General features: G+C 35.9%; 21 protein-coding genes. 20 read left to right on the top strand and 1 reads right to left on the bottom strand.

Annotation, left to right across the window (positions count from 1 at the left end; all coding sequences use genetic code 11):
• Positions 1 to 119: 119 nt before the first annotated feature.
• The 5 genes from MHH59_RS15550 (at position 120) to MHH59_RS15530 (ending at position 4,113) form a co-directional block, all read left to right on the top strand.
• Positions 120 to 554, top strand: coding sequence for a ferritin-like domain-containing protein (locus tag MHH59_RS15550; RefSeq protein ID WP_002013647.1), 435 nt, complete (start codon positions 120 to 122; stop codon positions 552 to 554).
• Positions 555 to 780: 226 nt separating this feature from the next.
• On the top strand, positions 781 to 1,245 hold the full coding sequence (locus MHH59_RS15545) for a DUF2691 family protein (RefSeq protein ID WP_003190057.1): 465 nt from the start codon (positions 781 to 783) through the stop codon (positions 1,243 to 1,245).
• A gap of 23 nt (positions 1,246 to 1,268) precedes the next feature.
• The gene (locus MHH59_RS15540; RefSeq protein ID WP_340851710.1) at positions 1,269 to 1,781 is read left to right on the top strand and encodes a GNAT family N-acetyltransferase; all 513 of its coding nucleotides are present in this window, start codon (positions 1,269 to 1,271) and stop codon (positions 1,779 to 1,781) included.
• On the top strand, positions 1,782 to 2,660 hold the full coding sequence (locus MHH59_RS15535; RefSeq protein WP_340851708.1) for an aminoglycoside phosphotransferase family protein: 879 nt from the start codon (positions 1,782 to 1,784) through the stop codon (positions 2,658 to 2,660).
• Positions 2,661 to 2,784: 124 nt separating this feature from the next.
• On the top strand, positions 2,785 to 4,113 hold the full coding sequence (locus tag MHH59_RS15530; RefSeq protein ID WP_002128010.1) for a YjiH family protein: 1,329 nt from the start codon (positions 2,785 to 2,787) through the stop codon (positions 4,111 to 4,113).
• Between the two features lie 67 nt (positions 4,114 to 4,180).
• Here MHH59_RS15530 and MHH59_RS15525 read toward each other — a convergent pair whose 3' ends face one another.
• Positions 4,181 to 4,573 (bottom strand): hypothetical protein, encoded by a 393-nt coding sequence (locus MHH59_RS15525; protein ID WP_002128009.1) that lies wholly within the window; start codon positions 4,571 to 4,573, stop codon positions 4,181 to 4,183.
• A 458-nt stretch (positions 4,574 to 5,031) separates the two neighbouring features.
• On the opposite strand from MHH59_RS15525, the gene MHH59_RS15520 reads away from it, so the two are divergent.
• The 15 genes from MHH59_RS15520 (at position 5,032) to pcp (ending at position 17,103) form a co-directional block, all read left to right on the top strand.
• Positions 5,032 to 5,376 carry an ArsR/SmtB family transcription factor gene (locus MHH59_RS15520; protein WP_000014568.1) on the top strand — a complete coding sequence of 115 codons (345 nt, stop codon included), beginning with the start codon at positions 5,032 to 5,034 and terminating at the stop codon, positions 5,374 to 5,376.
• Positions 5,377 to 5,405: 29 nt separating this feature from the next.
• A complete protein-coding gene (locus MHH59_RS15515; RefSeq protein ID WP_002013656.1) occupies positions 5,406 to 5,921 on the top strand; it encodes an SRPBCC domain-containing protein in 516 nt (171 codons plus the stop codon).
• Between the two features lie 90 nt (positions 5,922 to 6,011).
• Entirely contained in the window at positions 6,012 to 6,392 is a 381-nt protein-coding gene (locus MHH59_RS15510; protein ID WP_002033018.1) for a VOC family protein, read from the top strand.
• Between the two features lie 159 nt (positions 6,393 to 6,551).
• Positions 6,552 to 7,139, top strand: coding sequence for a GNAT family N-acetyltransferase (locus tag MHH59_RS15505; protein ID WP_103458759.1), 588 nt, complete (start codon positions 6,552 to 6,554; stop codon positions 7,137 to 7,139).
• A gap of 322 nt (positions 7,140 to 7,461) precedes the next feature.
• Positions 7,462 to 8,094 carry a YdcF family protein gene (locus MHH59_RS15500; protein WP_002128006.1) on the top strand — a complete coding sequence of 211 codons (633 nt, stop codon included), beginning with the start codon at positions 7,462 to 7,464 and terminating at the stop codon, positions 8,092 to 8,094.
• 154 nt (positions 8,095 to 8,248) lie between these two features.
• The gene (locus tag MHH59_RS15495) at positions 8,249 to 9,397 is read left to right on the top strand and encodes an acyl-CoA dehydrogenase family protein (RefSeq protein ID WP_002128005.1); all 1,149 of its coding nucleotides are present in this window, start codon (positions 8,249 to 8,251) and stop codon (positions 9,395 to 9,397) included.
• 710 nt (positions 9,398 to 10,107) lie between these two features.
• Positions 10,108 to 10,785: a copper homeostasis protein CutC gene (locus tag MHH59_RS15490; RefSeq protein ID WP_340851704.1), complete on the top strand. Its 678-nt coding sequence runs from the start codon at positions 10,108 to 10,110 to the stop codon at positions 10,783 to 10,785.
• Between the two features lie 23 nt (positions 10,786 to 10,808).
• Positions 10,809 to 11,360 carry a signal peptidase I gene (gene lepB / locus MHH59_RS15485; RefSeq protein ID WP_002013664.1) on the top strand — a complete coding sequence of 184 codons (552 nt, stop codon included), beginning with the start codon at positions 10,809 to 10,811 and terminating at the stop codon, positions 11,358 to 11,360.
• A 156-nt stretch (positions 11,361 to 11,516) separates the two neighbouring features.
• Entirely contained in the window at positions 11,517 to 12,269 is a 753-nt protein-coding gene (locus MHH59_RS15480; protein WP_002137090.1) for an IclR family transcriptional regulator, read from the top strand.
• Positions 12,270 to 12,283: 14 nt separating this feature from the next.
• Positions 12,284 to 12,997 (top strand): 5-oxoprolinase subunit PxpB, encoded by a 714-nt coding sequence (pxpB, locus tag MHH59_RS15475; protein WP_078206994.1) that lies wholly within the window; start codon positions 12,284 to 12,286, stop codon positions 12,995 to 12,997.
• Entirely contained in the window at positions 12,988 to 13,977 is a 990-nt protein-coding gene (locus MHH59_RS15470) for a 5-oxoprolinase subunit C family protein (protein ID WP_340851701.1), read from the top strand. Before pxpB ends, MHH59_RS15470 begins: the two co-directional genes overlap by 10 nt.
• 18 nt (positions 13,978 to 13,995) lie before the next feature.
• Positions 13,996 to 14,757 (top strand): 5-oxoprolinase subunit PxpA, encoded by a 762-nt coding sequence (pxpA, locus tag MHH59_RS15465; RefSeq protein WP_340851699.1) that lies wholly within the window; start codon positions 13,996 to 13,998, stop codon positions 14,755 to 14,757.
• A 22-nt stretch (positions 14,758 to 14,779) separates the two neighbouring features.
• On the top strand, positions 14,780 to 15,475 hold the full coding sequence (locus MHH59_RS15460; RefSeq protein WP_000593391.1) for a DUF969 domain-containing protein: 696 nt from the start codon (positions 14,780 to 14,782) through the stop codon (positions 15,473 to 15,475).
• A gap of 1 nt (position 15,476) precedes the next feature.
• The gene (locus MHH59_RS15455) at positions 15,477 to 16,439 is read left to right on the top strand and encodes a DUF979 domain-containing protein (protein ID WP_001021656.1); all 963 of its coding nucleotides are present in this window, start codon (positions 15,477 to 15,479) and stop codon (positions 16,437 to 16,439) included.
• A 16-nt stretch (positions 16,440 to 16,455) separates the two neighbouring features.
• Positions 16,456 to 17,103 (top strand): pyroglutamyl-peptidase I, encoded by a 648-nt coding sequence (pcp, locus tag MHH59_RS15450; protein ID WP_002127993.1) that lies wholly within the window; start codon positions 16,456 to 16,458, stop codon positions 17,101 to 17,103.
• The last annotated feature ends 348 nt before the right edge of the window (positions 17,104 to 17,451 follow it).

Genomic DNA, 17,451 nt, shown 5'->3' with positions numbered 1-17,451 from the left:
TAGGTTCTTCAATATTTTAAAGGTAATCGAAGAGTTTGGATTTGCGGTTCTTTTTTGTATACATGCTCCTACTATTTCAAAATGCATAAAATGTTATGCGAAATAATGGAGGGGATACGATGTATAATTCGAATTATGATAATTGGTATAGACAGAATGATAAGCTAATTAGTGATATTGAAAAAGCTATAAACGGAGAGTATAGCGCTATAAGTTGCTATGCAAAATTAGCTAACATGGCTCCAAATCAAGTAGAACAAAAACAAATTCTTGAAATCCGTAATGATGAAATAAGGCATTTTCATCATTTTGTACAAATCTATACGAATTTAACTGGCAGACAGCCGAAACCACAGATTACGGAAAATTGCCCTAATACGTACTTACAGGGATTAGAGTTCGCTATACAAGATGAGCAAAAGACCGTAGATTTTTACTTGGAAATTTCAGATGAAGCAGCAGATGCATCTATGAAAGAGTTATTGCGCAGAATAGCTGCAGATGAACAAAATCATGCGGTGTGGTTTTTATATTATTTTGTGAAGTCGAAGTGAGTGTTAAAAATGAATGGCTGATGTGCTGAACATATTAGAAATTATTTTAAAACGCAGTGCAATAATTTAATGAAAAACTTAAATGTAAGTAGAAAGAAACCGTTTCATAAGTAGTGGGACGGTTTTTTCGCGGTGAAATACAAGTTACATAGGTATCGACAAAATATAGTAGTTGAATTTGGTATATAATGTATGGAACGAAAATAAATAAGCTAGGAGCAAACAAATGAAAAGAGGAATTTTTGTAGATATTCCAAATGAAAATGATAATTTACTTTGGAAAGTGTTAAAGCCAATTGATATTACTTCATTTGATTGGCGAGTGGAAAACGAGGAATCTTATTTCATATTGCCTGATGGATTAGGAACAGAATTATTTTCAGAAGATAACAAGGTAATGAGTGGATTAGAATTGAAAAAATTAATAAAAGACAACATATATTATCTCATTTTTGCAGATTTAAAAGCGTATCCAAAAGGAGAGGAAGTAGTAGATATTGAAACATATGAAGAATTTAAAGAGAGTAAGTGTAAAGTAGTCGTATTAGTAGCGGATGGTGATTACATACAGGTTTATGCGAAAAACCAAGAAGAGATTGAAATGATGTATGAAAACGCAATTGATCAAGGGTTTTATGTTGAATATGTTACAGACGAGAATGATGGAAGGACTCGTATGTCAGTATGGTAGTAATTTGAAGGGGGAATGGCAATATGGAGAGAAATATAAGTAAAGAATATACAATTCGAATTGCTGCAGAAGAAAGTAATAGCATTATCACTCTATTAAAAGAAGTAGCACAATGGCTACAATATAAAGAAGTGGATCAGTGGCAGTATCTTTTAGGAGAGGAAGCTACGGCTGAAATACTAGAATGTATAAGAGAGAAATATACATATGTTGTTATGAAAGAAGATGAAATAGTTGGTACGGTTACAGCTTCTCCTAAACAAAATGAATGGGATGAACATATTTTTGGAAAAGAGGAAGTTTCTAATTCATTATATATTCATAGATTTGCGGTGAAACGGAAGTATAAGGGGGATGGAATAGGAGAATGGATTATACGGTGGGTAGAAGAGAATGTGCAACATGACAAAGAGTATTTGAAGTTAGATTGCGTCCGGCATAATCGTATATTGAATGATTTTTATAAGAGAGGTGGTTTTGACTATGTTGGCAGTACGGATGGACTTAGTAAGTTTCAAAAGAAAAGAGGAGAGTGAATGAATCAAATTAACGTAAGTTTAGTTGAACAGTTAATACAACAACAGTTTCCCGAATGGGCCCATTTAGAAGTGAAACCTGTAAAGTTTAGTGGGCATGATAATAGGACGTTTCACTTAGGGGATGAGATGAGTGTAAGATTGCCAAGTGATGCAGCATATGCACCGCAAGTAGAGAAAGAAAATAAGTGGCTTCCAATATTAAGTAAGGAACTTTTTTTACCAATTTCTGCACCAATTGTGAAAGGGAGTCCATCTGAAGAATATCTATGGCCTTGGTCTATTAATAAGTGGATCGAGGGGGAGACCGTTACGAAAGAAAATGTTCGTGACTTAAATGAATTTGCGGCGGACTTAGGCTCGTTTTTAATAGAGTTACAATCAATTGATGCGAGTAACGGGCCAATAGCTGGAGAACATAATTTTTACCGAGGCGGGCTTATATCTGTATACGATGAAGAAGCGAGAGTGGCTATTGAAAATAATAAGGATGTTTTTGATGAGACATTATTAAAGCATCTTTGGAATGTAGCACTTCGTTCAACATGGGACCACAAACCAGTTTGGATTCATGGAGATGTTGCACCAGGAAACTTACTCGTTAAGGATGGAAAACTTTGTGCCGTAATTGATTTTGGTATTTTAGGAGTAGGAGATCCGGCTTGTGATGCAGCGATGGCCTGGACATTTTTTGATAAGAATAGTAGAAACGTATTTAAAGAAGTATTACGCATGGATGAAGAAACGTGGAATAGAGCGAGAGGATGGGCGCTTTGGAAGGCGTTAATTACATATGATGCGAATAAGACTAGTAATAAGATAGTGGCAGAAGAATCTTATCGTGTAATTCAAGTAATTGTGGATGATTATAAGAGGTAATAGAAAAAGCTTATTTTGATTGTATATTTCAAAATAGGCTTTTTTACATGATTAAATATTCGAATTAAAAGAAGGAATTCGACATTAATATACAGAATATTTAGATAATAGGAGGTGTCTAATTTTGAATGAAATTGAATTAAAAAGTAATGTAATTAAGACAGGGCGAGAGAAGGGGATTATACTTCGCTTTATACTTGCTAGTCTAGTTGGTGTGTTTATGTTTTTTGTTCCTGTTACGATAAACGGTGCTTCGTCTATTATGATTGATCATATCGTATCATGGATTAGGACTTCGGTTCCGAGCGTAGTACCTTATTACGCACTACTTGTTATGGCAATGGGTGCGATTTATCCGTTTTATACGAAGAAATGGAATGCATCTATTGTAGACATTTGTTTTTCTATTTTAAAAGTAGTAGGTGTTGTTTTCGGCGTATTATATTGTTTGAAAGTAGGACCAGCATGGTTCTTTGCGCCAGATGTTGGACCGTTTTTGTATGAGAAGTTAGTTATATCAGTAAGTTTACTCGTTCCAATTGGCTCAGCATTTTTAGCGTTATTAGTCGGGTACGGATTGCTTGAGTTTATCGGCACGTTTTGTCGTCCAATTATGAGACCGTTATGGAAAACACCTGGGCGATCAGCAATTGATGCGGTTGCTTCCTTTGTAGGAAGCTATTCGTTAGCCTTATTAATTACGAACCGTGTTTACAAAGAAGGAAAGTATACGACGAAAGAAGCAGCAATTATCGCAACAGGTTTTTCAACAGTATCCGCAACATTTATGATCATCATCGCAAAAACATTAGATATTATGCATTTATGGAATGTTTACTTTTGGACTACTCTTGTTGTAACATTCATCGTGACCGCTATCACCGTAAGAATCCCGCCTCTTAGTAGAAAACCAGATACATATATTACGAAAGAAGGGTTCCCAGAGCCCGTTTATAAAGAGAAAATGTTAGAGCGAGCTTGGGAAGATGCATTAGAAGTATCGAAGTCTGCGCCAAGTATTATGAAAAATATCGCAGTGAATTTAAAAGACGGATTTATAATGACGATGGGGATTTTACCATCAATTATGTCAGTAGGATTAATTGGTATCGTCTTAGCAAAGTTTACGCCAATATTTGATTGGGTAAGTTACATTTTCTATCCATTTACGTGGCTATTACAATTACCAGAAGCAGACCTAGCTGCTAAAGCAGTATCAGTTGGTATTGCAGAAATGTTTTTACCTTCTCTTTTAGTTGTAAGTGCACCGCTTGTTACAAAGTTTGTTATTGCGGTTGTGTCCGTTTCATCCATTTTGTTTTTCTCCGCATCAATCCCTTGCATATTATCGACAGATATTCCGTTAAAAGTATCTGAACTTATTATTTTATATGTGCAAAGAACGATTTTAACGTTGCTTATTATTACGCCGATTGCTTATTTGTTGCTTTAAACATGTAGAGTTAAGTTTCTGAAGTTATGCCATTTTCTGATTATTAAAATCAGAAAATGGCATAACGTTAATTATGTTCTAAAGTAACTCTAGATGATTTTTTCATAAATAACGTATGAGCTAAGTATATAATCATACCAATACGTGTGATTAATACTCCTGCGAGTAGAAAAACTCCGCTTACTTTTATCCATAGGGCTAAAAGTGAACCTAATGTAGGTGAAATCACCATAGCGCCGTGCACCATTGTATTTGCGGTACTAGTTACTCTTCCCATTAATCTTGCAGGGGTTTGAAGTAAGTAACTATAGCATACAGAGATAGAAGCGATAAATATACCAATAAAAAACCAAATGATTAACGATAAAAATAAATTACTCGATAAAAAGCCGAACCCTCCAAGTCCAGTAAGGATCAACATTCCTCCAAGTAATATAGCTGAACCGTTTAAGATATTCATTTTGTTTACTGTATTTCCCTATTTTCCAATGGTTATAGCTCTGACTAAAGCGTCTAACCCAACGATACTTATAAAGATTCCAAACAAACTATCACGTATGTCCATTTCTTTTGCCAATAAAACAACTAAACTATCAAATAAAAATATGAAAAAAAATACTGTAGCGTTAAATAGTATTAAAAGTGTTAAAGCTTTCTTGGACCAGATAGAAACAAAGCCTTCGCGGAAATCGTTCCAAAACCCACTGACTAAAGCATCACTTTATCGTAAAACATAGGCTTGTGAAATGTTTTTAATCCATTTTTATTATTAAGTAACGATTTGGTATTACTTTAGTTTTCGAATATTCCTTGACGGGAATATTCCTATTTGGTTATAATCGATTCAACAGGAAAAAAATATTAGTGATGATATTGATGTGTTATAACCGGAGACCATCACTTAACGGGGTGAGTGATATGTCGGGGAAAATTCCGGGCGTGAATATGACGACGTTGAGCGCTTTATCTGAACCGAATCGTATGAATATCGTTGAACTCTTGCGTGACGGTCCCTTAACCGTTGGGGAAATCGCCGAACATTTGGGATTAAGGCAACCACAAACTTCGAAACACCTAAAAGTGTTAAGCGATACAGGGATTGTGGAAGTGCAGGCTGAAGCTAATCGCCGGATTTACAAACTCCGACCTGAGCCTTTCCAAGCACTTGATTGTTGGGTGCAGTCATTTAAGCGTGTGATGGAAGAGAGATTCGATAATTTAGATGAGTATTTGAAGGAATTGCAAAACAAGGAAAAGTCATAAAATCAGTTCATATTTAAGGAGGAATTAACATGTCAAACAATACAATGGTATCAAGAGTAGAGAACGATCGGGTATTAGTACTGGAGCGCGTTTTCGATGCGCCGCGTGATCTTGTATTCAGTATGTTTAAAGAACCAGAGCATTTGAAACATTGGTGGGGACCAAGAGGTTGGGAAATTCCAGCATGCACTGTCGACTTCCGTCCGGGAGGCGTTTGGCACTACTGTATGAAGTGTGTCAATCAGAACTTGGAGCAATTTTTTGGTATGGAATCATGGGGAAAAGCAGTCTATAAAGAGATTATTGAGCCAGAAAAAATCGTCTACACTGATTACTTTTCAGATGCTGAAGGCAATGTAAATGATTCTATGCCGTCAACCGAGATGACATTGGAATTCATCGATTTAGGTGGAAAGACAAAGCTAATAAACCGTGCTGAATATGTTTCCGAAGAAGCCCTTAAGACCGTTATGGACATGGGCATGCTACAAGGTATCACCGAAACTTGGGATCGTTTGAATGAGCGATTGGAGTCGCTGAAATAGATTTTTGCACCGCAACTTTATTTTCGGTGATAATTAGGTATAAGTGTATGGAGTTTAATAAAAATTGTTTATAAAGGAGCGTTAAAATAAATGATTAATAATGTTGGTCAAATCATGTTGTATGTGAATAACCAAGATGAAGTGAAGGAGTTTTGGACAGAGAAAGTAGGGTTTATTGTAATTTCAGAGGAAGATAACGGTCAAGGAATGCGATGGATTGAAATTGCTCCAACTAAAGAAGCTGAAACAAGTATTATTCTCCATAATAAGGAGTTAATTGCTAAAATGCAGCCTGAGTTAAATCTTGGTACACCTTCCTTAATGTTCTTCTCAAAAGAATTCGATCGTTTATATAGCGATTTAGTAAACAAAAACGTTACAGTCGGAGAAATTGTAAATATGCCTTCAGGTAGAATATTTAATTTTGCAGATAGCGAAAATAATTATTTTGCAGTAATGGAAAAAAAGTAAATTTCAATTCAATTTATGAGTGCGATGCTTGAATAAAGGCATCGCATTTTTTATTTTAAAGATATATTTTATTCCTTAACATAAATATAATTATGTGTTCTTATATAACGATTTAACGGTATTAGAGTATGATATAGTTACAACAAAGGGGGCTTAAAAATGGAAGTAATTCACGAAAGAGCAAAGTTACGGTTAATGGATAGCAATGATGTCGAAAAAATGTTTTCAATCGTGGAAGGAAATCGAGATATTTGGGCGTATTTAATCTCTAAAATGGATACTGTTCAAGATATGCAGCAATATGTTCAAAAGGCGATAAAAGCTTATGGGGCAGGGAAGGATTTGCCATTTGTTGTTGTTGATCAAAAGACAAATGAAATAGTAGGGAGTACACGCTTATATAACATTTCAGTTGAAGATAAGACGGTGGAATTAGGGAAAACGTGGTATGACCCAAGTGTGCAACGTACGAGTATGAATACAGAATGTAAGTATATGTTATTACAATATGCTTTTGAAAAGTTGCATATGCGGAGGGTACAAATTAAGACGGATGCACGAAATGAAAAAGCACAAAGAGCAATTGAAAGACTCGGCGCAGTAAAAGAGGGTGTACTTAGAAACGAAAGAAAATTACCGAGTGGGCATGTTAGAGATGCAGTTGTATATAGTGTTATTGCAAATGAATGGCCAGCTGTAAAGGAAAGGTTATTAGAAAAATTAGAGTCATATAAAGAAAAACGATAATTCATATTATTAAAGGTGTATTGATCGTCAAGATGAAAAATATACCTTTTTTCTTACAAAACAGTTACTTCTTTTGTTTCATCATTCCATTATGATAAAAAATTCGTTACAATGTAGTTGTATGGTAATAAACTTATAAATTACACAAATGTAATGAAAACCGCAAACGAAAAATGAATTGATAATCCTCAATTTTAAATGAAAACCCTTTAATGCATATATATGATAAGAAAAATTCCTTCTTTTAAACAAATTCAAACAAAATGATTTGATATATACGTTTTTATATAGAAGTATGGATGATGTACGGAGGCAGTTATAAATGAAAGAAAATAAGAAAAGTAAGAAAAGAAAAATCTTGCAAGTATTCTTGCTTATGATTTGTTCTATTATTTTATATGTAAGTTATGCAGCTTACGATATTTGGAGTTATCGCTTTAAAACAGATGATGGTGTGAAGACAGATGCTGGTATCGTGCTGGGAGCAGCTTCATGGAACGGAAAACCATCTCCTGTATTTAAAGAAAGAATTAATCATGCAATTTCCTTATATAAGAACGGTAATATTAAAAAGATTATTTTCACAGGTGGTACAAAGTTTGAGGCAGAGCTTGAGGAAGCGCGTACTGCTAGAGTGTATGCACTGAAACATGGTGTGAAAGAAGAGGATATTCTAATTGAAACAAAATCCCTTTTCACAGAGGACAATTTAAAGAATGCAAAGCAAGTTGGAATAGAGAACGGAATACGCACATATACGATTGTGAGTGATCCACTTCATATGAAACGTGCAATGAAAATTGCAAAACATATTAAAATTGAAGCGTATGCATCACCAACTCCAACGTCAGCGTATAAAACGTTAGATACAGAAATCCCTTTCTTTTTTAAAGAATTATGCTCGTATATTGGATATGTAACCTCTTTGCCATTAAAGGCATTGAAAGGGGATTAATATAAGAAAAGAACCTATCCTTTTTATAGGAACTTTTCTTATTGTTCAAAAGCATTGTATTTTTATCGGAATAGTGAAACAATAGAGAAGTAACTTCATATAATCATAATGACAAAATGAACGGTTTATGAATCGAACATAAAGGAGATTATGTATGGCACTCTCATTTGTTGAAACAGAAGAACAATCTTTAGTTATTGAGAAAATAAATAAATTGATTCCGAAGTTCATGGAAAGGGAGCATCAACTAAGTGAATTAGGATCATTTCCGTATGAAAATATTAATAATTTGAAAGATATCGGATATACGAAATTAACGTTGCCAAAAGAATTGGGAGGCAATGCGATTTCTTTATATGACTTCGTTTTATTTCAAGAGAAAATAGCAGAAGGCTGCGGTGCTACCGCATTATCGATTGGATGGCACCTTGGCATTGTAAAGGAATTAGCTGAAAATCGTTCTTGGAATGAGGAAATGTTCACTTGGTTTTGTGAAGAAGTACGTAATGGTGCGCTTTTTAATCGAGCAGCGACAGAGCCGAATACAGGTAGTCCTACGCGCGGCGGGAAACCAGAGACGTTAGCTGTCAAAAAAGGTGAGAAGTGGATTATAAATGGAAGAAAAACGTTTACGACAATGGCACCAGTACTTGATTATTTTATCATTTCAGCAAGTATTGAAGGCCAGGAAGATATCGGAGAGTTTGTCATTCCAAAGAATACGCAAGGCGTGACAATTGAAGAAACGTGGGATAGCATCGCAATGCGAGGAACTGCGAGCCATGATCTCGTTTTACAAAATGTAGAGATACCAGATCGCTTTTTCACTGATATAAAGGGTTCAAAAGTTAAAGCTAAGGGTATTGGCTGGTTGCTACATATACCAGCATGTTATTTAGGAATTGCACAATCAGCAAGAAATTATGCAGTTCAGTTTGCGGTATCATACAAGCCAAACAGTTTAAATCATTCTATAAGTTTATTACCGAATGTTAGAAGGTTAGTTGGAGAATTAGAACTTGAGCTTATGCAAGCTCGTGTCTTTTTATATCAAATTGCGAAAAAATACGATGAGGCAGAAGATAAATTATCATTGCAAGCAGAACTTGCGGCAGTGAAATACGCGGTAACAAATGCGGCGATATCTATTGTAGATAAAGCAATGCGCATCGTAGGAGCGAAAAGTTTATCAGAAAAAAATCCGCTTCATCACTATTATTTAAACGTCAGAGCAGGACTACACAATCCGCCGATGGATGATGTAACACTGTCTATGCTGGCGGATGCGGCGTTTCGGTCGTAATGAAGAAATATAAAGTCTGTTCCGTTCAGGAACAGGCTTTTCGTTGTCGGTGAATCGTTGATATAATTCCATGTATTATGTCATTGTTCAAAGAAGAGGGAATTCTCGTTTTACAAAATAAAAAGGCTATCCTTTTGATAAGAGGATAGCTTTTTTATTTTGTTCTATTGTGGCTGCACTTCAAGATTCATACTACTTTCAGAACCGTCTTGATTATGTGCAAATAATGAATACTCACCTGGTAAAGGATTGGCGATGAGTGAACGTAAAGGAAAGGATTTACTTTCATTTGGCTGTAACGTGTGTTTTACTAAACGATCTTCTTTGAATTTAATTGAGAAGATGAACGAAAGGTTTGAGTTTCTTCTTTATTGATTGATGAAAGGGGAATCGTTTCTGTTTCTATACTTGAAGGTGAGGAAGCTAGTTTTGTATTTGGCTTTGTTAATAAAGTAATCGCGCAAAGTGATGCAATTACAATAAATGAACTAGAGATAACGAACCGTTTTTTTGTAAGAAGTATATATTTCTATCCTTTTATAAGAATATAAGAATGTATAATTTTAAGAAAAACATAACATATATGATATTTATTATCAATTCAATAAATCTTTCTTTTCATTCTTCTTTTTATAGTTTTATAGTGGAATGCTATGTTTCTTATTTCACCTACTGTATAATAAGAAAAAAGTACGAAAAGAGGTTATCTCATGCTAGAGGTTATTGCAACTTGTTTAGAAGATGTGAAGCGAATTGAAAAGGCTGGTGGAAATCGAATTGAACTCATTTCATCATATACAGAAGGTGGTTTAACACCGAGCTATGCTTTTATAAAAAAAGCAGTAGATGCAGTGCAAATACCAGTTCATGTTATGATTCGTCCGCATGCGAAGTCTTTTACATATACGGAAGAAGAAATTGAAATGATGAAAGAAGATATTGTAGTTGCTCAAAATCTTGGAGCTGCTGGTGTTGTATTAGGTGTATTAAACGTACAAAATGAAGTTGATGAAGAGAAATTAGCAGATATATTATCTGTTGTGGATGGAATAAATGTAACGTATCATCGTGCGATAGATGATACAGAAAATCCAGTAGAAGCGATGAAAGTTTTGAAGAAATTCAATAAAGTTACTCACGTTTTAACTTCAGGCGGACAAGGAAATGTAGTAGATAATATTCCGGTGCTTCGAGAGATGCAGAAGGAAAGTGAAGGGAATATACAGCTTGTTGTCGGAAGTGGAGTAACGAAAGAGAATGTAAAGCAATTGCTAGATGAAACTGGAATTTCTCAAGCTCATGTCGGTACAGCGGTAAGAGAAGGGAAATCATGTTTTTCTGAAATTGATCCTAATTTAGTACAAGAATTAGTTCAAATAATAAAATAAACACTTAAGAAAGAGGAGAAACGATGAAGGAAAATACGAAGAAAGAATTATTCTCATGGGCTAAAACGATAGGATTTACCCTTGTATTAATCGCTATTATTCGCGGTGTTTTATTTACACCTTCATTAGTACAAGGGGAATCGATGATGCCCACTTTAGAAAATAACGAACGAGTTCTCGTGAATAAGATTGGTTATAGTATAAGTGGATTAGACCGTTTTGACGTTATCGTCTTCCACGGAAAAGAAGGGTACGATTTAGTAAAACGAGTAATTGGTTTACCGGGTGATACAGTTGAGTATAAAGATGATGTTTTATATGTAAACGGAAAAGCGATGGAAGAACCGTATTTAAAAGAATTTAAAGAAAAGGCGTCTGGTCGTGTATTAACTCCTGATTTTACGTTAGAACAAATCACAGGGAAAACGAAAGTGCCAGAAGGCCAAGTGTTTGTTTTAGGAGATAATCGTGAAGTTTCTAAAGACGGTCGTATGTTTGGATTTATTTCAGAAGATGAAATTGTCGGAAAAGGACAAGCTGTTTTCTGGCCGTTGAAACAAGTGAGAGCGTTATAAAGTAAAGCGAAAGTATGGGAGAAATATTCTTCCATACTTTTTTTGTTTGTAAAAAAATATTGATAGAATTGAAAGAATATTTTATAATTTTAAATTATATGTTTGTTTCGAAAAACGGAATTGAAGTTCCGAAATTCGGAACGAGAAGGAGATAGAATGAGTATAAATAAAACGGCAGTTAAGACAATGGATATTTTAGAGTTGTTTTATGAGCATGAGGAGCTAAGTTTGACAGAGATGGTTCAGCTTACGAATATGCCGAAAACATCTGTTTATCGTTTAATTGGCTCGTTAGAAGAAATGGACTTTTTACAAAAAACAGAAAAGGGCAAGTATCGTCTCGGAGTCGTTTTTTTACGATTTGGTCAACTTGTTTCACAAAGGTTATCCGTAAGAAATATTGCGATTCCTTATATGAAAGAGCTTAGAGATAGTTTAGGGCAAGCAGTAAATTTAATTATTCAAGATGGTAATGACGCGATTTATGTTGAGAAGATGGAAGGAGCTCAGCCAGTACGTGTTTATACGGCGGTTGGAAGAAGGGCTCCACTGTATGCGGGTGCATGTCCGAGAATTTTACTATCGTATTTTTCTGAGGAAGAGAAAAGAAAGTACATAGAGGAAACGGATTTAAAGCAGTTTGCAGATGGAACGATTGTGAATAAGGAGCATTTGTTAGAAGTATTACATATGGCAAAACAAGCTGGATATACAATTAGTTATTCTGAATTAGAAAATCATACAGCGGCTATAGCAGCACCAATTTTTGCAAGTGATGGAACGGTTGTAGCCGGCATTAGTATTTCGGGATTAGCAATTGAGTATAGCGAAAGTAACATTTCATATTTTACTGCGAAAGTGAAAGAAACAGCATACCGCATTTCGAAAGAACTCGGCTTTTTGGCATAGAAAGAGGGAGTGGGATGAAATTTTCTGCGTTAGGGGATCAAGCAATTATTGTTACATTTGGTGAAGAAATTGGGATGGATATATACGAAAAAGTGCAACGGTTATTTCAAGCGCTGAGGCGGCATCCATTTGCAGGAATGGTTGAATGCGTTCCGTCGTTTACTTCATTAGCGGTGTACTACAATTTGTACGAAGTATGGAAGGAAAATGATAGAAATATAAGACCATATGATTACGTTTGCCAGTATATACGGGAGCTGTCTGATTCTTATAAAGAAGAAGTGAACCGAGATGTGAAACATATTTCTATACCAGTGTGTTACGGGGGAGAATATGGACCTGATTTAGAAGAAGTTGCGCATTATCAAGGATTACAAGTAGAGGATGTTATTCGAATACATAGTGAAACAACATATTTCGTGTACATGTTAGGTTTTACACCTGGATTCCCTTATTTAGGGGGATTATCAAAAGAACTAGAAACACCTAGAAAAGAAACACCACGGTTACAAATCGCTCCTGGTTCAGTAGGGATTGGCGGAAATCAAACGGGTATTTATCCGCTTGAAACACCAGGAGGCTGGAATATTATCGGCCGAACACCTATTTCTTTATTTAATCCAAAAGAAGAAACACCAACATATATTCAAAGTGGTATGTATTTACGATTTATACCAATAACAAAAGGAGAGTACGTATCGCTTGAGGGGGCTAAAGAATGGATGTAGAGATTTTGCATGCAGGAATGTTTACAACAGTCCAAGATTTAGGACGATTTCATTATCAACAATACGGTGTACCTGTTGGCGGGGCTATGGATAAAAATGCGCTCAGGATGATTAATATGTTAGTAGGTAATGAGGAGAATGAGGCTGGACTCGAAATTACAATAATGGGACCTAAATTGTTAATAAAGAAAACGACATTGCTCGCGATTGGCGGTGCGGATATGGAACCGTTATTAAATGGAGAACGCATTCCATTATGGCACCCTATATTAGCTGAAGAAGGAAGCATGCTTTGCCTCGGAAAAGCGAAAAGCGGTTGCAGAGCATATGTGACTTTTGCGGGCGGTATAAATATTAATCGTACGATGGGAAGTAAAAGTACTTACATACGTGCTGCTCTTGGCGGTATTGAAGGGAGAATGCTGAAAAAAGGAGATTATTTTCAAATTGGTACAGGGGCAGAAGTTGGGAGTCGTTTCATTCAAAATTTACAAGAAGAAAAGCGTATAAAAACGAAGTGGGCAATTTGTAACAATGCTTTACCAAAATATAAGAAGCATCCTATTCTTCGCGTCATAACAGACTTTGAATATGATCAATTTACAGAAGAAAGTATAAAGTCGTTTTTTTCAAAAGAGTATAAAGTGTCCAATTATGCTGATCGCATGGGATATAGGCTTGACGGAGATGTTTTAAATAGAGTTGAAGAGATAGAAATTTTATCGAGCCCAGTTACATTCGGAACAATTCAAGTACCAAATGGTGGACAGCCTATTATATTAATGGCGGATAGACAAACGACAGGTGGTTATCCGAGAATTGGAAATGTAATTTCAGTAGATTTACCTCTTCTAGCGCAGCTGAAACCAGGAGACTATGTAACTTTTGAAAAAATAACTATGGAAGACGCTGCACAATTATATATAAAGCAGGAAACAAGTATGAGTCTATTAAAGAAATTCATCGCTTTACGAAGCTGAGATTAGGAGGAAAACATCGTGACTACAATCGATTTGAACTGTGATTTAGGAGAAAGTTTTGGAGCTTATAAAATGGGGAATGATGATGAAATTCTTCCGTTCGTTTCCTCTATAAACGTTGCTTGTGGTTTTCATGCGGGTGATCCGGCCGTTATGAGGCAAACGGTTGAAAAAGCTCTGCAGCATAACGTAGCAATAGGAGCGCATCCTGGATTTCCTGATTTAATTGGATTTGGAAGAAGGAATATGCACGTTTCAGCAAGTGAAGTGTACGATTATGTTTTATATCAAATTGGCGCATTAGAAGGATTTGTTAGAGCTGCCGGAGGGAAAATGCAACATGTAAAACCGCACGGTGCCTTATATAATATGGCGGCAACTGATTCGGAAATTGCGGATGCAATCGCAAAAGCAATTTATCATATTAACCCTGGATTATTACTTTACGGATTAGCGAATAGTGAGGCATTTATAAAGGCAACAGAAAAATATAATATAACTCTCGTACAAGAAGCTTTTGCTGATCGTACGTATAAGCAGGATGGAACTTTAACGAGCCGTACAGAAGAAAATGCTCTTATAAAAAATGAAGATGAAGCAATAAAACAAGTACTTCAAATGGTGAAGGAAGGGTATGTAGAATCGGTTAATGGGGAGAAAGTAGCAGTTCAGGCGCAAACGATATGTTTACACGGGGACGGAGAGAAAGCAGTACAATTTGCGAAAAAAATATACAGAACATTCGAACTTAACGGTGTTTCTATAAGTGCACCGAAATAATAAATGAGGGGAAGTGCTGGAAATGATTAAATTAATTGGGATACTACTTGTTGCAGTTGGGTTTTTATTTAGATTAAATACACTGTTAGTAGTAATGGTTGCGGGTATTGTTACTGGTATGGTTTCAGGCTTAAGCTTTTATGATGTGATTAGCATGTTCGGTAAATTTTTCATAGAAAACAGATATATGTCTATGCCAATCATATTAACTTTACCGGTAATCGGAATTTTAGAGCGTTACGGTTTAAAAGAAAGAGCAGAAGCACTTATAACGAAATCAAAAGGAGCAACAACTGGAAGAGTATTAATGTCATATTTTACGATAAGAGAATCATCAGCAGCACTTGGACTTAATATCGGTGGTCATGCGCAAACAGTGAGACCGCTAGTTGCGCCAATGGCAGAAGGAGCTGCACAAGGTAAATATGGTAAACTCCCTGAAAAATTGAGAGAAAAGATTAAAGCAAACGCAGCAGCTGCGGAAAATACAGCTTGGTTTTTCGGAGAGGATATTTTCATCGCAACTGGTGCCATTTTATTAATGAAAGGGTTCTTCGATTCAGTAGGTATGCATGTCGGTGTATGGGATATGGCACTTTGGGGTATTCCAACTGCGATATCTGCCCTTATTGTGAGCTGGATTAGGTTTAGAAGGTTTGATAAGTATATAGAGAAAACAATGAAGGCAGAAGAAAAACAAGAGAAGGAGGCTATATAAGATGAACATCATAACAATGGATACAATTTATTATGTATTAGGAATAATCGTTGCATTTATCGCTGTTCGTATTGCATTTGATCGTGAACATCCAAACCGATTCGGTTCTAGCTTATTTTGGGCATTGTTTGCAGTTACATTTTTATTTGGAAATGTAATACCTTCGTTTTACGTTGGCTGTATCGTACTCGCTATGGTCGTGTTAGCTTCATTAAATAAAGTAACAAAATCCGAGGAGAAAGAAGTACCAGTGCAAGAACGTGTGAAACATGCTGAGAAATTAAAGAATAAAATTTTTATGCCTGCACTGTTAATACCTATTTTTACAATTATCGGTACACTGACATTAGGGAAAATCAAATGGGGAAATGTCTCTCTTGTTGATCCTGATAAAGTAACGTTAGTTGCATTAGCGTTAGGTGCATTACTCGCATTCGTTGCAGCGATGCGTATTACAAAAGCGAAAATAACAACGCCTGTTCAAGAAGGAAGCAGATTACTACAGGCTGTCGGCTGGGCTGTTATTTTACCACAAATGTTAGCAGCGCTTGGCGGTATTTTCGCAAAATCTGGCGTTGGCCAGGTCGTTTCTGATTTAGTCGGACAAGTGTTACCAACAGAGTATCCATTCGTTGCTGTTATGGCGTACTGTTTAGGAATGATGCTATTCACAGTTGTAATGGGAAATGCTTTCGCTGCGTTTGCGGTTATTACTGGCGGAATTGGCTTGCCTTTAATTGTTCAAATGCACGGCGGGAACCCAGCAATTATGGCAGCACTCGGTATGTTTGCTGGATATTGCGGAACACTGATTACTCCAATGGCGGCAAACTTTAACATCGTTCCGGCAATGCTCTTAGAATTGAAAGATAAGAATGCTGTCATTAAGGCGCAAGTACCAATTGCTCTGTCCATTTTCATTATAAATATGTTTATAATGTACGGCCTTGTATATCGTTTCTAATTAGGAGAGTGAAACTATGAAAACAGTATTAGTAACAGGATTTGATCCGTTTGGCGGAGAAAGCATCAACCCAGCTTGGGAAGTCGCAAAAAGTTTACATGAAAAAACAATTGGAGAATACAAGATTATAAGTAAACAAGTTCCAACGGTATTTCATAAATCGATACAAGTATTAAAAGCGTATATAGAAGAGTTGTCGCCTGACATTATTATATGTATTGGACAAGCTGGGGGCAGACCAGATGTTACGATAGAGCGAATAGCAATTAATGTTGATGATGCAAGAATTGCTGATAATGAAGGGAACAAGCCGGTGGATATGCCGGTTGTAGAAGAAGGACCTATTGCGTATTGGTCTACACTTCCGATGAAAGCAATCGTGAAAAAACTTCGCGAAGAAGGTATACCGTCATCTGTTTCACAAACCGCAGGTACATTCGTTTGTAATCATTTATTCTATGGTCTCATGCACGAACTAGAGAAACATGATAAGAAAATAAAAGGCGGATTTGTTCATATTCCGTTCTTGCCAGAGCAAGCGAGCAATTATCCAGGGCAACCGAGTATGTCACTTTCTACGATTCGTAAAGGGATAGAGTTGGCAATTGAGGTAGCGACGGAAGTGGAAGTAGATATTGTAGCGTGCGGCGGTGCGACGCATTAAGTAAAAAGCATGTTAATTAAAGAGGGCTGATGCAGCCCTCTTTGTGTGTTTGTATTTTGTAATTGAAGATGCAGTATAGAATATAAAGGGAAAGGTTGCAATGGGAGTATTCTAACAAATATGGAATTGTTCCAAATAAAAGGCAACTTTTTAAACAGTTTCTTAATGATGTAGAATTTTCGTCTATATGAATGGATAAAAAGTTAAGTTCTGATAAACTCAAAGATATACAAAGTAATGATTTTAAAATGGTGTGATAAAAATATCACACCATTTTTATGTAAAACAAACAGAGTGAATTTTTTCCATTAGTAAAGTATAACTGGGTAAGAGATAATCATCAGAATT

The sequence above is a fragment of the Bacillus sp. FSL E2-0195 genome (assembly GCF_038003645.1).
In the GTDB taxonomy this organism is placed as follows: Bacteria; Bacillota; Bacilli; order Bacillales; family Bacillaceae_G; genus Bacillus_A; species Bacillus_A mycoides.
Note: the sequence above shows the minus strand (reverse complement) of the source record. Positions and strands in the feature narration are given on the sequence as shown.

Coding starts and splice junctions, on each gene's coding strand:
- MHH59_RS15540 (WP_340851710.1), top strand. CDS start 1,269: ATGGAGAGAAATATAAGTAAAGAATATACAATTCGAATTGCTGCAGAA.
- MHH59_RS15550 (WP_002013647.1), top strand. CDS start 120: ATGTATAATTCGAATTATGATAATTGGTATAGACAGAATGATAAGCTA.
- MHH59_RS15520 (WP_000014568.1), top strand. CDS start 5,032: ATGTCGGGGAAAATTCCGGGCGTGAATATGACGACGTTGAGCGCTTTA.
- pcp (WP_002127993.1), top strand. CDS start 16,456: ATGAAAACAGTATTAGTAACAGGATTTGATCCGTTTGGCGGAGAAAGC.
- MHH59_RS15490 (WP_340851704.1), top strand. CDS start 10,108: ATGCTAGAGGTTATTGCAACTTGTTTAGAAGATGTGAAGCGAATTGAA.
- MHH59_RS15535 (WP_340851708.1), top strand. CDS start 1,782: ATGAATCAAATTAACGTAAGTTTAGTTGAACAGTTAATACAACAACAG.
- lepB (WP_002013664.1), top strand. CDS start 10,809: ATGAAGGAAAATACGAAGAAAGAATTATTCTCATGGGCTAAAACGATA.
- MHH59_RS15510 (WP_002033018.1), top strand. CDS start 6,012: ATGATTAATAATGTTGGTCAAATCATGTTGTATGTGAATAACCAAGAT.
- MHH59_RS15460 (WP_000593391.1), top strand. CDS start 14,780: ATGATTAAATTAATTGGGATACTACTTGTTGCAGTTGGGTTTTTATTT.
- MHH59_RS15515 (WP_002013656.1), top strand. CDS start 5,406: ATGTCAAACAATACAATGGTATCAAGAGTAGAGAACGATCGGGTATTA.
- MHH59_RS15455 (WP_001021656.1), top strand. CDS start 15,477: ATGAACATCATAACAATGGATACAATTTATTATGTATTAGGAATAATC.
- MHH59_RS15470 (WP_340851701.1), top strand. CDS start 12,988: ATGGATGTAGAGATTTTGCATGCAGGAATGTTTACAACAGTCCAAGAT.
- MHH59_RS15525 (WP_002128009.1), bottom strand. CDS start 4,573: ATGAATATCTTAAACGGTTCAGCTATATTACTTGGAGGAATGTTGATC.
- MHH59_RS15545 (WP_003190057.1), top strand. CDS start 781: ATGAAAAGAGGAATTTTTGTAGATATTCCAAATGAAAATGATAATTTA.
- pxpB (WP_078206994.1), top strand. CDS start 12,284: ATGAAATTTTCTGCGTTAGGGGATCAAGCAATTATTGTTACATTTGGT.
- MHH59_RS15500 (WP_002128006.1), top strand. CDS start 7,462: ATGAAAGAAAATAAGAAAAGTAAGAAAAGAAAAATCTTGCAAGTATTC.
- MHH59_RS15480 (WP_002137090.1), top strand. CDS start 11,517: ATGAGTATAAATAAAACGGCAGTTAAGACAATGGATATTTTAGAGTTG.
- MHH59_RS15495 (WP_002128005.1), top strand. CDS start 8,249: ATGGCACTCTCATTTGTTGAAACAGAAGAACAATCTTTAGTTATTGAG.
- MHH59_RS15505 (WP_103458759.1), top strand. CDS start 6,552: ATGGAAGTAATTCACGAAAGAGCAAAGTTACGGTTAATGGATAGCAAT.